Origin of the sequence: Aquicella lusitana (assembly GCF_902459475.1) — a bacterium.
Classification (GTDB): domain Bacteria; phylum Pseudomonadota; class Gammaproteobacteria; order DSM-16500; family DSM-16500; genus Aquicella; species Aquicella lusitana.
The window spans coordinates 14,667-29,430 of the sequence record NZ_LR699117.1 but is presented as its reverse complement, the minus strand read 5'-3'; the positions used below and the strand labels follow the sequence as shown (position 1 = coordinate 29,430).

The window sequence follows — 14,764 nt, the reverse complement described above, 5'->3', positions numbered from 1 at the left end:
AATTAAATTTCGCGGTCAATGTTTTTTATTCTTGGGAGCATTTGCTCTTTATCTAAATCAACGGGCTTGTCCATCACGCGTTTATAGGCATTGAGATAAGCACGGTCTTTGGATGGGTTTGTTGATATTTGTTTTGCGATAGCAGCCAATTTTTCTGATGGTTTGGTAGTAAGCTCCCCAATATTTTTAGGCGGTGTACTGATAGAATTATTCGCTGAACGCTTATCAGGATATCGCCCTATCACTTCAAGGCTGCTCTGCTTGTCTCCTGAATTTTGTTGAATAGTGCGCTCAAGATTGGCTTTATTGTCCGTATAAAGACGCAGCGTATTTTCGGGTCGAGTGATGGTGACAAGCAGGTTTTTAATGTTCATTAGCTTATGACGATAGCTTTCAAATAGCGCAAGAATGGTGGAGTAAGTGCCGCCCTGCGAGCCATAAGTAGTGATGGCATAGGCGTGATCCCAATGCTGATATTTTTGCTCACGAGGATTAAACGTGAACGTACTGCCATCTTGTTGCTTGATGGTAACAGCGTGTTTCTCAATGTGCGTTACCGTACCAACATCGGTACTTAAGAGGTCTTCTTTGCGATTGGTTCGTGTCCAAATGATTCTATCACCCAGCTTTAATTGACGATCTTCTTGCTGAAAAACCTCAACCTTGTTAATACGATCGCGCGATTTGGGTACTTGCCAAAGGATTTTTTTATCGGTGCCCGCCTTTGTTAAAGTCAGCAGGTTGTGATCTTTTTTAATATCGGTGATGGTAAAGTAATCCCCCGTCTTAATCTCTTTGCCAGAACCAGTAGTAAAACGAATTATCTGCCCTGTTTGAAAATGCGTAGCTTTAGATTTTTCAACGCCCGTCATGTCTTTAGTAGAGAGGATGGCAAAATCGTGGGTCTGACCCTGTAATTGGTTTAACTGTGTGAGTTGGTTTCTGACTTCTGCATTGATGGCCTTTCGCTCGGCGTGGCTAGGCGAGATAATCTGGACATTTTCTCCTTTGCGCAGTAAATCAACATAATCCTTGGCTATCGTTTCAATTCGTTTCTGATAATATTTTTGTCCTAATTCATCATTGGTTAACTTTCTATCCGCAGGATCACCCATCATTTTTTCATTGATTTCAATGATGGCATCACCAAATGCGGTAAATGTTTTTGCGACGTTGTTTTGGTAAATCGCTTTGACCGCTTCTTTTAGCACAGGATTCTTTTGACGCTGTATGTCTTCTAAATGGATGGTGGTATCCAGTTTACTTTGTATCAGATCATGCGGCTTGCCTGATTCAATGGAAGGGTTTTGTTGTGTGTCGCCCGTTGGTACAATGGCTCTTACATTCACCTCATGCCCTATTTTTAAGACAGCGAGCATATTGCGGTTAGACACCATGGAGGCTTCATCGACAATCAGTACAGTTTTACTGAAATCAGGTGATGCCTTGTTATCACCCCATTTTTTGGCATCTAAAATAAAGCTATCCACAGTTTGCGCGGTGAGTCCTCTTGTTCTGAGTTCCTTGACGGCTTTATGGGTGGGCGCAATGCAGTGCAGTTGATAGCCTTCTTTTTCTAATAATGGTTTCGATGCTAAAACATCAGCGAGCGTTACCATCATTGTGGTTTTACCTGTTCCAGCACGGCCTTGTATGGATATCACACGATCTGTGCTTGCTGTAATAGCTTTAATGGCATCTCTTTGTTCTGGGCGTAAATGATTTAAGTTTGTCTGGTGTAAAAGTCGATCATCGCCAATCATTGGCGGTAATTTCCCTTGATCTTTGGTGGCAAGTGATAAAATTTCCCTTTCGATTTTAACAGCATCCAATGTTGTCCATAGCGTGCCATCTTCCCTTGATCCTCTCAGTAAAATGCCTGCTTTTTCCATCTCAATGGCGACTTCCCGCAACATAGTTTCATTTACATTGCCAATAGCTTGTTTCATCGCCACTGCCATTAACTCTTTATGGCTAAACCCCGCTTCTCTCTCCGATAAATGCCGCATGGCATAATCAACAGAATCAATGGCCGTTTTAATAGCGCCAACATTTTTATCCTGTGTCATTATTTTCTTTTCGAGTAGATCATAAATAGCATTCAAATTATTTTTAATGTCATCGGATGTTTTAATCGTTTCATGCACTGTCAAACGATCACCCGTGCTTTTTTCAATGTTATTTAATAATGCGCTTTGATCATTCGTATAAATCCACGATTCTTTAGATTGTGAGATGATCTGGTTGAAATGCCGCTGATTAGCTTGAAACGATTGTGCGGGCAATTCTGCGATCAGAAAGGTAGGTTTTTCATGTGCAATGGTGTGAAGCGTTGAGGCATATCCATAATCAAGGTGACGGTGATATGGTTTACTGGTATCCAGCAAAACCGTTTTTCCATGCTGTGTTTTAAGCGTGATATTTTTCTTGCTTACACCAGAGATATAAAGCCGCTCACCTTTGACGATTTCTTTTGATTTGAGTGATCGGTTAGCAATAACCATTTCATTAACGGCCAATTCACGTTTAACTTCGTTAAATAATTCCACCTTCCCTTGCGTGAGTCCCCCCACTTTATCTGGTTGCCAAATCAAGTGTTTGCCATTGTCTTTTTGTAAGACAACGCGGTTAGAGACTTTACTCGACCTGATAACACGTAGATATTCGCCACGCTCGACTTTAAGTGATGAGTAAGATTCATTAAACCGCACAACCTGATTTTTTTGGTAAGTAGCGGCAATGCCGCCTTTACCTTCTGATATAAAAACGGGTGCAAGTAGATTGATAGTTACCGCTTTACCTAGCTTTCCTTGTGATAATAAGGTTTGATGCGTTCTCTCATTAAGCGATTCAACGGATTTTTTATTATTTGAAACAAGCCATGATTGTTTTCTATCTTTCTCATTTAATTGGCTGAAATGGTGACTCATAGCATGATGCCGGTCATCATTATGCTTTGATTCAATGACTTTATTGGCAATTTTATTGATAGACGATGTTATAGGGGACGCTTCACTATCCGGTGTTTGCATAGTAACGCAAGGTAATCCTTTATCAATGAATTGCTGAAGCGAGATGCCTACTTGTTGTGATAACAAGGTATTTTTGTTGCCTAGCAAAATTAACTTGCTATCGTTTTTTTTATTCCACTCAAATAATTTTGATTGCTGGTGAGTCGAAAGAAGATGTGCATTATCAATAAGCACAATATCCGGCGTGTGATATTTAGGCGCGTTATTATCCGTATATTCAGATAAAAACTGCATGACGCTATAATGTTTAGTTGAGGTATCTGTAAATAAAGCTTTTAATTGCTCCCAAAATGTTTGCGGTGCAATTTTTGCTTGACGGGAAAATTGTTTAATGCCCATCAAACTTGGATTTATTAAAGCAATGTTTAATTTTTCTGCTCTCGCTGTTTTTATCATTGGTTCCAAAAGATTATTTTTTGCTGTTTCTCCTTCAATTAACACAATACGATCTTGCCCAAAAACAGTTGCTAAACAATCGCGAATATCAGGTGATATATCTTTGTTGTTCGATGTATTGGCGAATACTTTGTCTGTCTTATTCTTCGCGATATGCTGAAAAACGTTCTTTTCATCATCCAGTGTGGATTTGATCATAAACATGGATTTACCATTCTCATGTTGCAGTGAAACCAATGTGCCTGAATCAACCAAGACATCAACTGATTTTAAAAGTGTATCCACATTTATATTGTTACGAATAGCTACGCTTAATGCGGTTGTGATCACTTCTTCCAATGAAAATGTAGATTGAAAAACCGATAATGATTTTGCCGCTTGTTGGAGCACATTGAGTGAGTGCTCATCACTGATGAATACCTCTTTTGTTGGTATTTTATTTTTATTATGGTGGCTATTCTCAATTAGTTCACGATAATTAAGCCCTAATCGTTTGGATTCCTGATCCCACTCTTCTTTCAATTTGATACGATCAACATCTTCTTTTTTTTCGCGCGTATCTAAGGTAGCAATGGCGGCCGCTTTGCCGCCAGACATGCCTTTTTCAGTTAATTTATCTTTAATAGCTGTGCGGCGTTTTGAAAAAAATTGAATCGCTTCATCCGATACGCCTGCAATTTCAAAAATTCCTGATTTGGTATCTGTCCTAATTTCATAACCTAACTCTTTCACTTGAAATGCGAGTTCTGTTTCATACAATTTGGAGTAATATCGGTTGTGATGGCGGACACGTTCAATAAACCCGTTGACGGTGTTTTTTGTGTTTTCATTATAACTGCCTCGTTGGGATGCCAATGATCGCCATTTCCCATCTTGCCGCTCGGTCATGTTCATAGTGACGCCATGTGTATGTAACTGCGGGTCTTTTGCACGCGACAAATCGTGATGAAAAAGAGCCACCACCAAGTTATTGGTATTCTGATAAGCTGTATCCGTTGCAGAGGCGATGCGTGCTTGTGCACATCCACGTTCTATTTGGGAAATCGCGCATGATACCGCTTTTCTATGCGCCTCTAACAACCGCTTGTCACCGCCGATCAATGCTAGAATAGAAACCGATTTAGGTGCGCTAAATGTTAAATCCCAACCCGCACGATGTTTGAGATTACCATCAACCATTTTTCCAAGCCGCTCGCCAGTAGGTAATGTGCCACTTAGTAGGTCAGTAAATTGTTTCTCGTCAACCGTACCCGATAAACCTAATTCGTTAGCCCCTTTACCGCACCATTCACTTTGCTCAATGCCTTCATCTCGTGTGTAATAATTGTCTTGCTGACTGTAATAATGACTGGCTTGGCCGACATTTTTTATTACGCTACTTGATAACATTTCTTATTCCTTATACGTCAAAATCAAATCCTTGCGCATCGGCAAACACAGGTTGCCCACCATCTTCTTTTTCTTCTGGTGATGGTTTGATGGTCGATTTCTTTTTATCAACCATTGACTTTTCATATTGATCGAGCAAGGCTGTCATTTTTTTCATGTGATGGTCATCAAAATTCTCTCTCTTCATAAATCCAATATTCTTGCGCGGTCGCTTTTTATAAAAGAACTCGACAAGTGTTACAGGAAATTGACCAGGCAAGCGCACATAAGCAAAGAGATTGGCAAGCGACATGATTTCTGAAAAGCTCACCACTTGTTTTCTGGTTTCAACACGATTGATGGAGACACCATCACGGATGGTGTTCGCCCCATACGATGTGCCTTCTCTCACTTCATCTACAAACGTTTCACCAAAATTATTAGCTGCCCATTTCGCCATATCGGGATCGGGCTGACGAAACATAAAACGTGTATTTAGTAATGCAGATATTTCACGGGAACCATCGTGTCCGTAGAGCTTGGCAAGCTGCGCGTAATTTTGAATACCAATTACGACGCAGCCACCAAATTTTCTTGATTCTGATAAAGTCTGTGTCAGGTACGGTAATTGATGAAGACTAGCCAGCTCATCTAATATGAGCCAAATACGCCGTTCATTGCTAGGAGTTAAACTTAGCAATGAATTCACTGCAATATCGAGCCATGCAGTAATCAGTGGCTTTAATGTTTCATGTCTGTCACCAGATGACGTAATAAATAACCAGTTATGCGCATTGTAGTTTTGTATCCACTGACGGATAGAAAAAGCATCTTTACTTTCTTTGAGGTATTTCAAACTTTTTAAATAAGTGGCAAGCACTGATTTAATAGAAACAGCCGTTTTTTCAATTTTGTCTGAGACTATGGTTTCTGCTTCTGTTCCCTTTAAATATTTTTGTATTGAGTTAAGATCAGCTGTCAATAAGGTTTGCAATAACTTCATGACGCTTCGATTTTCATCTTTACGCATTTCAAATGCTACGGATGAGAAGATAGTTCTCGCCGCATTCACCCAAAATGGGTCTTGTGTTGAAAGCGGCATAGGAATTTGTGCAGCTGCCAAACTATCAAAGTCGGCTGAATCCCTGCATTCCGCCCACAGGTTCCACGCTTCCCCTCTTTCATCTAGCGGGTTTAATAAAATATCTTTGTCAGGTAAATAAAATTCCTCTAAAAAATTACAACTCTTGTCATAAATGATCGCACGATCACCAAGTTTGCGAATTTGATCCAGTAATTCTTTAATGGCATTGGATTTTCCAGAACCAGTCGTGCCATGAAATAACAAATGGGCTGTTTCGGTATGTTTAATTAATGGAAGCTTGGCTAATGATAATTTAGAGGCTTGCTCCTTGTTTTCGATCAATTTTCTTGTTACTTCCGTTGGTAATATTTTATCGCCTTTCAGTAAAATATTTTCTGCCTGTTTTTCTCCACGCCTTTTCAACCATCGAGAAATTAATCCAAGTGTCATCATACCAACAATAAGACCAAGGATAATCGAAAGAATAATTTTGCGGCTGGTATTTCTAACAATATTGTTCACTAATTCCGATTTAGCTATATCAACTAACTTAACAGTCGTCACTGAACCATTCGGTTGAACAAATTGTGTGGTTGATTGATTGTCAATAATTGGTAATGTTTTTGCCCATAAATACTCGCTAAATACATATCGCTCGTATCCCGTTGTTAAATGCCACGTTGTTAGGATCGTTATAAACAAAAATATCAATCCTGAAATCAACACAACTTTATCCATAATTTGCGTGAACATACGAAGATTATGCAGTGTGATTTGACCGCCTCGAGTAAAATTCTTTAGATCATTCGGCTGCGACATTTTTTATTCCTCAGAATTGAGCTTATCACTCACCCATTTTTCAGTTGCTTTAACTGCATTCAAACTCCCAAACACCTGGCCTTTCACTTTTTCTCTAATCCTTTCTTGTAAAGGATCAGCCTGCTGTTTTAATTCCACTTCTTTAATATCTAATTTTTCTTTATTTTCATTCATGCGATTTGTTACATCTTGTTTAATACTTTCATCAACCATGCCAATATTTCCGGCGCGTCTATTTTGTATTTCATGGTTTAATTCATTATTGAAATGTTGAAATTGATTATCTGAATGATTGCGAATATGAGCATTGTTTTGATGATTAACATTATTTATATGCTGCTCTCCATGTGATAAATGATTGTTACATTCAAAAGATCGCATTGCATCATTAGTTTTTTCATTTACAAATCGATCAGCATAATGTTGTAAACTGGCAGGGTCATTTATGGCAGCATTATCAATCGCACTTTTACTCCATGTTCCTTGACCATATTGTGAAGAAGGTGAAGGCTGATGACGCATCCACTTATAAAATTCCTGCGTGTAATTTGAATTAATTGAAGCTGCATTCTCAGTTGAAGTTGAAGCTAATTGTGAGTAACTTTCAGCCTTTGAAAATTGTGATGATGCCTCGGTACGATAACTATCACCTTTATCAAATGAACTTGCGATTGAATTAGCTAATCGATTTCCTTGATCGTTACTGTCTCTGTAATGTGATTCAACTGATTGGCGCTTAGCAGAATCCACGGTTTGTGCAAAATTATGGTCAGTTGCAAAGCGATAAGCATCGTTATACATACTGCCAAACGCAGATCGACCTGAGAGCGATGCGCTACCAGATACTCCTACGCTTCCACCATTTCCTAATAAACTAAATCCACCTTTCATATCAGCATAAACTTGGCCTAAAACCTGGGCTGCTTTCTCATGGCTAATATGGTGTTCTTTGGCAAAGCTATTTACTAATTGAGACACTTCATGGGCTGATTTACTAAATCCTGTTGTTTCAGTTGAACTAAAAGATTTTCCGCTACTCTCAAAATGACCTTGTTGATGCGAGTAATCGTTTATTTTACGCAGGGCTGCACCATATTGCTCACCTGCTGACTGACTTTGGCTAATTGCCGCGTTTAAACTTGACTGTGCCTGATGGGAAGCAACTGACCGGATACTTTCAGCTACATGGACTGAGACGCCCAGATTCGACAAACCGCCGCGGTTATCAAGTACCTCACTGCCATCCGGCGTAATCGTAAGACTGGAACCTGTTCCTGTTTGAAAGGTAGCTGCGCCTGCTGCATATCGGGCGTTAGTATCCCAATGGTTTGCTGTCGTATTATTTAAACTGCGATTGCCGAAATTAGCATTTCCGGCACTGATATTCCCACCTACCGATTCAGCAACCACATGGCTGCCAGAATGCTGTACCACCCCGCCCAAAAGCTGACCCATGCTTTGAATAGCGTTAGGCATACCACGAAACAGCATGACCGCCCCGCCAAGTGTCACTGGCCACATGAGATAACCTGCTACCGCCATTGCATCAGCATTAGCCTGCGTAATACCTGCTATATTTGCCATCGATAACCCACCATGAGTAGGATCAGAAGCAATAAAAGCAATAGATCGATTCTGTGCAAAAAGATTAGCAGCAAAATTAATAATGGCATACATGGGTGCAAGCGCCTGTAATACAAAGAGACCAGTTAGGTAATTCCTAACAATCGCACCACCAAACGGAAAATAACTTAGAAAATAAATAATGATAAATGCAGCATAGACAACTGCTTCGATAATATTTTTGAAATACTGCATCCACACAGCGGCTTGTCGTCCTGTTTGATCCATAGTTTCTCTCGCCTGTAGCTCAGACTTTGTATCCTCATACGCTTGCAGAGCAGCTGGTGCGTTCGTATTAGCGCCATAATGTGAAAGTGCATTTGACATCGCATTGGCTAATAAATTTGTCTTGAGGATTGCCTCACCTTGCGCAGAAACATTGGTTAAAAAACTATAGCCATCTGAAAGATGTGATAACAGTAATTTTGATGAATTATTATTTGTGCCTAATAGTTGTCCGCCATAAATACTAGCAGCAGCATTAATGATTTCATTCCACCATGTGTCTAATTTCGCTGCTCCTATGTTACAAACAGTGATCTCACTATTTAACGGAAACGCACGTGCTTGAGAGGTATGATTTTTAATAAAGTCCCACGGATTATCCGCATGAATTAAATCTTGAACCGTGTATTTTTTAAGAAGCAAATCGTAAAATACACATTGCTGCATAAACTCATTGAGGGTTTGTGTAAATTCAGGATCAGTAATTTGAAAATTACGCGACGCAAGTACCAACCTCGACCCCATTAACATGCCGGTTTTGTTATACGACATGTCATCAGGCAAATGAAATACAGTCTCAATCACTTCTGTAAAACCAATGCCAATACGAGAAGTCAAACTTGCGAAGACAGCCAAAGACAAAGGAACATGGTCAATAAAGCGTGGTTTAATATCAATTCCGCTACGATCTTCAATGACAACGGTTGTTTTTGGATAAAGTACCAGCGATGTAACGACAATATACATGCCAGCCCATCTTATTAGCACTTTTATGTCTTTTGATTTTGCTAATTCAAAAGTTGTAAAAAGTCCGCCAAACATAATGGCGAGACTAGTAATAGCACCTACTCCAACCGGATCATTAAAAACAACAGCAACAGCATTAAATACCTTTTCCAGTAAATCGCCGCCACCGATTGTGAACACGTCTAATGTCATTGCCATTTTTCTTCTCCTACCGCAATGATCTTGCCCAAGTAAGTGAATTTCCAAGTTGTGCCGATAATTGACCCGCTAGCATTTGTTCTAATACTTGTGATTGCTCGATGAGTTGAAATGCTTGTGATATTTTATTCTGTGCATTACGTTCTTCTGACCGCACATCAGCGAGCGCTGCATTTACACCTTCATTAAATTGACTCATGATTTCTGCTGGATATTGCAAGGATCGGCTAGATAAGCGCACTACTTCCAAATTTTCTTGTAAATATTGAAATAAAATATCGGTTGCAATGACATCTCCATAACTTTCAACATCCAATATATTGGGGTCTTTTTGATAGGCGGCTTGCACATTTAATATTTTATAAATAGGAATACGAGTTGACTGTATTAACCCGATTTCCTGTGGCGTCAATTTTTCATCAGAAATAATTTTTTGACTGATCTGGGTTAATAAGCTTGACACTCGACTTATGAGCGCATTCTTTTTGGCAACGGGGATAGTTTGTAAGCTGGGATTAAGACATTGCGTTTTTTCATCACATTTATAAATAGTAGCACTATCGCCATATAGAATAGCTTTAAACAATGAATGGTCTGTGGCGAGTGATTGTAAGACTTCAAAGTGATTGGTAGCTGATTTTCCTGAGCCTGTTTTTTTAATGATAATGCTGCCGGAGAGAGACATCAGAAGTTCTGCTAATTCTTCATCGCCAGCCACTAAGTTATTAGCTTGTAATGCCTTCCAAACCAGATTTCCATTATCAAAGATCATATTTTTATAAGCAGGATTTTGAGAGCCTGCTTGCATCGTTGAATCAAAGTTATAATTAAGATCATCTGATGTGCAACCCTGCCTTGCTTCCGCCCAATCCTTAAAAATCCCCGTGCTTGAACCAATATCCTGACAAATCTGTTGTTGATTAGCGCGTGTTTTAGGCCATACACCACCGACTAGCTGTTCTGCTGTTTCGCAGGAATTGATATTCATTTGGTTGGCTTTATTTGCAATATCCTGAATATCACTTAAAACATTTTTAATTAATGGGGTAACTTCTGCGAGGGTTAATTTAAACGCATAACCTTTTGCGTTATTCATAATGTTTCGCATCATGTTGACAATTTCGTTATTATTAACAAATGAAAATCCACCAGCAAACACATCGATTCCACCGCACCCTGAACGAAAACTCGGTAAATCAACCTGTATGAGTTGAACATTACGCACTGTGCTTCTTGCATAAAGGCTACCACCGCTATAATAGCCAGCTTGTTGCCCTTGATAAGCATGTGGCGCAGTTGTATTTGTCACCATGCCAAGCCCATCAAAAAAATGGTTAAGATCGCTATTAACATCTGCCAATGCCGGCAAAGAAAATATTATGATGAATAATAAAAAAACTTTTTTTACTGGATTCATCACAACTCTCCTTTATAACGCGTCATAATGTTATAAATATTGTCACGTAACTCCGTCTCACTCGTTAATCCATACGCGACAGGGAATGCTTTTTGTGTGTATGGATTCACTGCAAACACAGAAGGTGTGGCAGTCACATGAAATTGAGCCGCTTGTCCCGAATCTATTTTTGAATTAGGAAATTCAGGTAATGAAATCCCGTCTAATGTGATAGGAATAATTGTCATACCATTTCTTTCAGCAAAGCTCTTTATAATCGGTGCAAAACGCACACAATAGGGGCACGTGCTCTTATAGAAGAAGAAAAGGCCTGTTTTTTGAGAAAACTGTTTGATCGCCTCATCTTTCAATTTAGATTCTTGTTCATGATAAACCTGTAATCCAACATTATTGGTCGGATGATTAATCGAGTAATTTAATTCTGGATTTTTTAGCAACGCTTGTTGCCAGAGGTCAGATATTTTTTCAGCACGATTATTTAGCTGCTCTTGTAGTGCGATATATTTCTCAACATTTTCAATAGATGGCTCTGCTATTACTTGATTAAGTGCTGTTGTGATTTTGTTTCTCGCTTCTTTGACAGCCAAATTAGGATTATTTTTGTAAATGGCATGCTCTTCTTTTTTAATACTCTTTTCTTTTGGATCATCATACCAATGCCAACCGATAGCATGTTGAGAATAATAGTCATCCGCATAACAAATGCCTGACAAAGTAAATATCAATAGGAAAATGCTATGTAATAATTTTCTAGCCATTGATTCTTCCTGATGTTTGCGCTTGTTTAACATGCTGTTGAATCATGTCCTGAATTTGCTTTAAATCAGGATTTTTAACGTTTTTGCTGAGATCATTAATAAAATCCTGAAAATCTATCTTCGATAAATCCAATGCCTGCAATTGTTCTGGCGTAATACCATCACAACGAGGATGCTCGGCACTGCCAAAATCGATATGAAGTTGATTAGATCGACCTTGTTCTTGAATGATCTTTGAAAGCTTGGAACTAAACACACAAAAGACTTGAGAATGTTCAACACAAATTCCCGCTATATCACTAGAACAATAACGCCCTACCTTGATAGCCAATTTATTTTCACGATCAACATGCAATTTTTTTGCTGCATCTGGACAATTATCTAATCCAATATCCTGTCCCCATCCGGATTCAGTGCAGCAATTGCTATATCCAATAGGCTTCTCGCTGCATTCCACCGGATGGCCTGCAAAAATAGTCAATGAACTTTGATCTAACTGTTTAGCGGCATCTGATGCGGCTGATAATGCCGATACACTTTTGGCAAAATCTTGGCTCTGCTGATAAGATTGATCAGTGCAGCTTCCATCTAGGCAATACTCTTGCCCATTACCGCAAATAACATCGGTTGTGGGAGAACAAGACTGTATAGGACAGCGATACGTTTGCTGATATAAGGCACACTGGTCGTTACTCTTTTCTTTGCATTCAGAACCTATTTGCTCACATTGAGCAGAACGTAATGCGCTACAATCACCAGCTCCACTTCCACCTCGACAAATGTAATTGAAGGATTCCTGCCAACAATCACGGGTAACAGGAATACCTTGGATAATTTGTGTTGATTTTGGAATATCACATTGCTGTGATTTTAATTTGCAGGTGGTATCATTTGCTATTCCACTACAATCATCTATCCATTTATCCTTGACCTCATACGTTACCACCTTTGATACCATATCAATTTGTAGGTTTTTGCGATGACCGCCTGATATGTGATAATCCAACGCTAATCCATTCGCGCATGATGGAAAATGAATATAATCGAGTTGAGCGCCTCCGCTACTTGATTTAATTGTTCCTTGTAATGTTCGACAATCAATATCTTTTGGTAGTCTGCCGTCCAATTTAAAACTAGCATCATGAGGCCCTAAGAAATCAATATTTCCATAAACAGCATTTATGCTGATGCCAGCATACTTGTGTTCATCAACGTATAGATAAGCGTTTAATGGATAATGCGTATTTGTCTCATGTGTAATGACATCGACAATTAATTTTTTCTTACAAGATTGAAAAATAGTTTGTGGAGCTTCAGTACATTGTTTTTTTTGATATTGAATGGTGCAAGATTGTTTAGGTTTACAATCGACATACTGGCTTGTTACGCCATGAATAATATTATCGGCCTCTTTTTGTATTAACTGTGAATGTTGTATATCGGGATCAGAAGGATTAATCACATAACGTGGATGCTGGTTGATCGTGTTTGAAATTATCTTGCCTTCCTCACTATTTTTTTGTTGGAAAGCATCATTTGTCATTTGCTGTGCGTTGCTTTGCTTTACACCATCATAATATTTAGTTTGATCAGGATAATTTGTGTAATTATCAAATACCGATTTTGGATCGAAGTTTTTAGCTTGATTGTAAGAGCTAGATTTCTTATTTTGTGCTTCCGACTTTGCTAAATTAACAGCCGATTCAAAATCAGGACTTCCAGCTATGCAGGTATTGATAAAACTGAATATCGCTACGAATAAAATGAGGCTACGCATAACTACCTTCCTGAAGTTTTTCTAAGGCAGATCGCGCAATGTCTTTTGTGATTCCTCTATCTCGTAAAATCCTGAGTGCAGAAGCAAGCGTGATATCGCCTGTTATCACATCAAAATCACGGTCTTTTTGACAGGTATTATTTTTAAAACATGGGCTACCATCAACCACAACGACTACAGCAGGCACAGTTTTAATATCAAATCGTTTAAACCAAATTGGATTTAGTTCAACCCCGTTACCACCTGATGATTTAAGAAGTTCAGCCATACGCTGAAAAGTTTTTTGAAATGAATTATCAATTAGTCCGCGAATAACGACACTGGCATGAATTTTCTTAGCATCATGCAAATAAGCTTCTATGCTTTTTTCTGGCATAGAAAATGATATAAAAATGAGTATGGATGGATTTTTCTTTTTATCGTTTATCTTATAGTTATCTTGTTGGTCAGTAATTAAAATAGATTTTTCTTGGTTTCCTGCAAAAATAGCCTCTCTTTTATAATTTTTTGTCAGACTTTCCGCTGCAAGCAATGCCTTTTCTGCATCTTGCTTATATATAGCAGTTTGTTGCGGTATATTATTTTTAGATTCCTCTGCGATTGACTGATAACTATCGGAAGCATTGGCTAATGATTGAGTCAATAATAATATAAACAATAAATGTTTCTTCATTGGCTTATCTCATCGCAATTTTTTTCGGATGCGTTATACATAACTAACATTTCTTTATCCGCTTTCATTTGCTTTTCACGCTGTTTCGCTTCTCTTTTTAATTTTGCAACCTCCCATTCATCCATGGCACGAATAATAGGCTCATCCGATTTTTTAAAATTTGTATTTTCCATTTCACTTAATAATTTATTGTCTCTTTCAATTCCTTTAATTTCTTCACAAATATCTCTGATTTGACCTTTTTTAAATTCTTCTTCTCGCTTATCCCAAGATGATTTAAAATCATCATGGGATTTTTTATTAAATGCCTCATACGATTTTTCGTAAGCATCCCAATCTTTCTTCTCTTCTTTTTCTGTTTGTTCAAATCGAGTAATCATTCCATACATGACAGAAAAAATTTTGCTGATAAATAACTCTTCTACAATCGCAATAAAAAGAAAGCTAATAAAAAATATCAATACCACTGCTTTCCATACTGGCAGCTTCATGATTTTTTCTCGTAGTGACATACTTTCTCCTTACGCCATAACCAATATGAAAAGGCGATAAAAAAAATAAATGAGGTGAGCACCTATCCATATTCCAATGAACCAACGCAACAAGAACCAAATACCGACTGTCGTTACTAAAAATTTAAGATCAGA

Annotated in this window: 8 protein-coding genes; all 8 read right to left on the bottom strand. The window is 38.5% G+C overall.

Features of this window, described 5'->3' with window-relative positions; all coding sequences use genetic code 11:
* Positions 1–2: 2 nt before the first annotated feature.
* The 8 genes from mobF to AQUSIP_RS11910 are packed head-to-tail and all read right to left on the bottom strand — an operon-like array spanning position 3 to position 14,629.
* Positions 3–4,817 carry a MobF family relaxase gene (mobF, locus tag AQUSIP_RS11945; protein ID WP_114835012.1) on the bottom strand — a complete coding sequence of 1,605 codons (4,815 nt, stop codon included), beginning with the start codon at positions 4,815–4,817 and terminating at the stop codon, positions 3–5.
* Between the two features lie 10 nt (positions 4,818–4,827).
* The gene (gene traD, locus AQUSIP_RS11940; RefSeq protein ID WP_114835011.1) at positions 4,828–6,699 is read right to left on the bottom strand and encodes a type IV conjugative transfer system coupling protein TraD; all 1,872 of its coding nucleotides are present in this window, start codon (positions 6,697–6,699) and stop codon (positions 4,828–4,830) included.
* Between the two features lie 3 nt (positions 6,700–6,702).
* Positions 6,703–9,492, bottom strand: coding sequence for a conjugal transfer protein TraG N-terminal domain-containing protein (locus tag AQUSIP_RS11935; RefSeq protein WP_114835010.1), 2,790 nt, complete (start codon positions 9,490–9,492; stop codon positions 6,703–6,705).
* Between the two features lie 10 nt (positions 9,493–9,502).
* Positions 9,503–10,909, bottom strand: coding sequence for a conjugal transfer protein TraH (locus AQUSIP_RS11930; RefSeq protein ID WP_114835009.1), 1,407 nt, complete (start codon positions 10,907–10,909; stop codon positions 9,503–9,505).
* The gene (gene traF / locus AQUSIP_RS11925; RefSeq protein WP_170131857.1) at positions 10,909–11,667 is read right to left on the bottom strand and encodes a type-F conjugative transfer system pilin assembly protein TraF; all 759 of its coding nucleotides are present in this window, start codon (positions 11,665–11,667) and stop codon (positions 10,909–10,911) included. The genes AQUSIP_RS11930 and traF overlap by 1 nt, the downstream gene beginning before the upstream one ends.
* Positions 11,660–13,444, bottom strand: a complete 1,785-nt coding sequence (gene traN, locus AQUSIP_RS11920; RefSeq protein WP_114835007.1) for a type-F conjugative transfer system mating-pair stabilization protein TraN — start codon at positions 13,442–13,444, stop codon at positions 11,660–11,662. The genes traF and traN overlap by 8 nt, the downstream gene beginning before the upstream one ends.
* A complete protein-coding gene (trbC, locus tag AQUSIP_RS11915; RefSeq protein WP_114835006.1) occupies positions 13,437–14,117 on the bottom strand; it encodes a type-F conjugative transfer system pilin assembly protein TrbC in 681 nt (226 codons plus the stop codon). Before trbC ends, traN begins: the two co-directional genes overlap by 8 nt.
* On the bottom strand, positions 14,114–14,629 hold the full coding sequence (locus tag AQUSIP_RS11910; RefSeq protein WP_114835005.1) for a hypothetical protein: 516 nt from the start codon (positions 14,627–14,629) through the stop codon (positions 14,114–14,116). Before AQUSIP_RS11910 ends, trbC begins: the two co-directional genes overlap by 4 nt.
* Positions 14,630–14,764 lie beyond the last annotated feature (135 nt).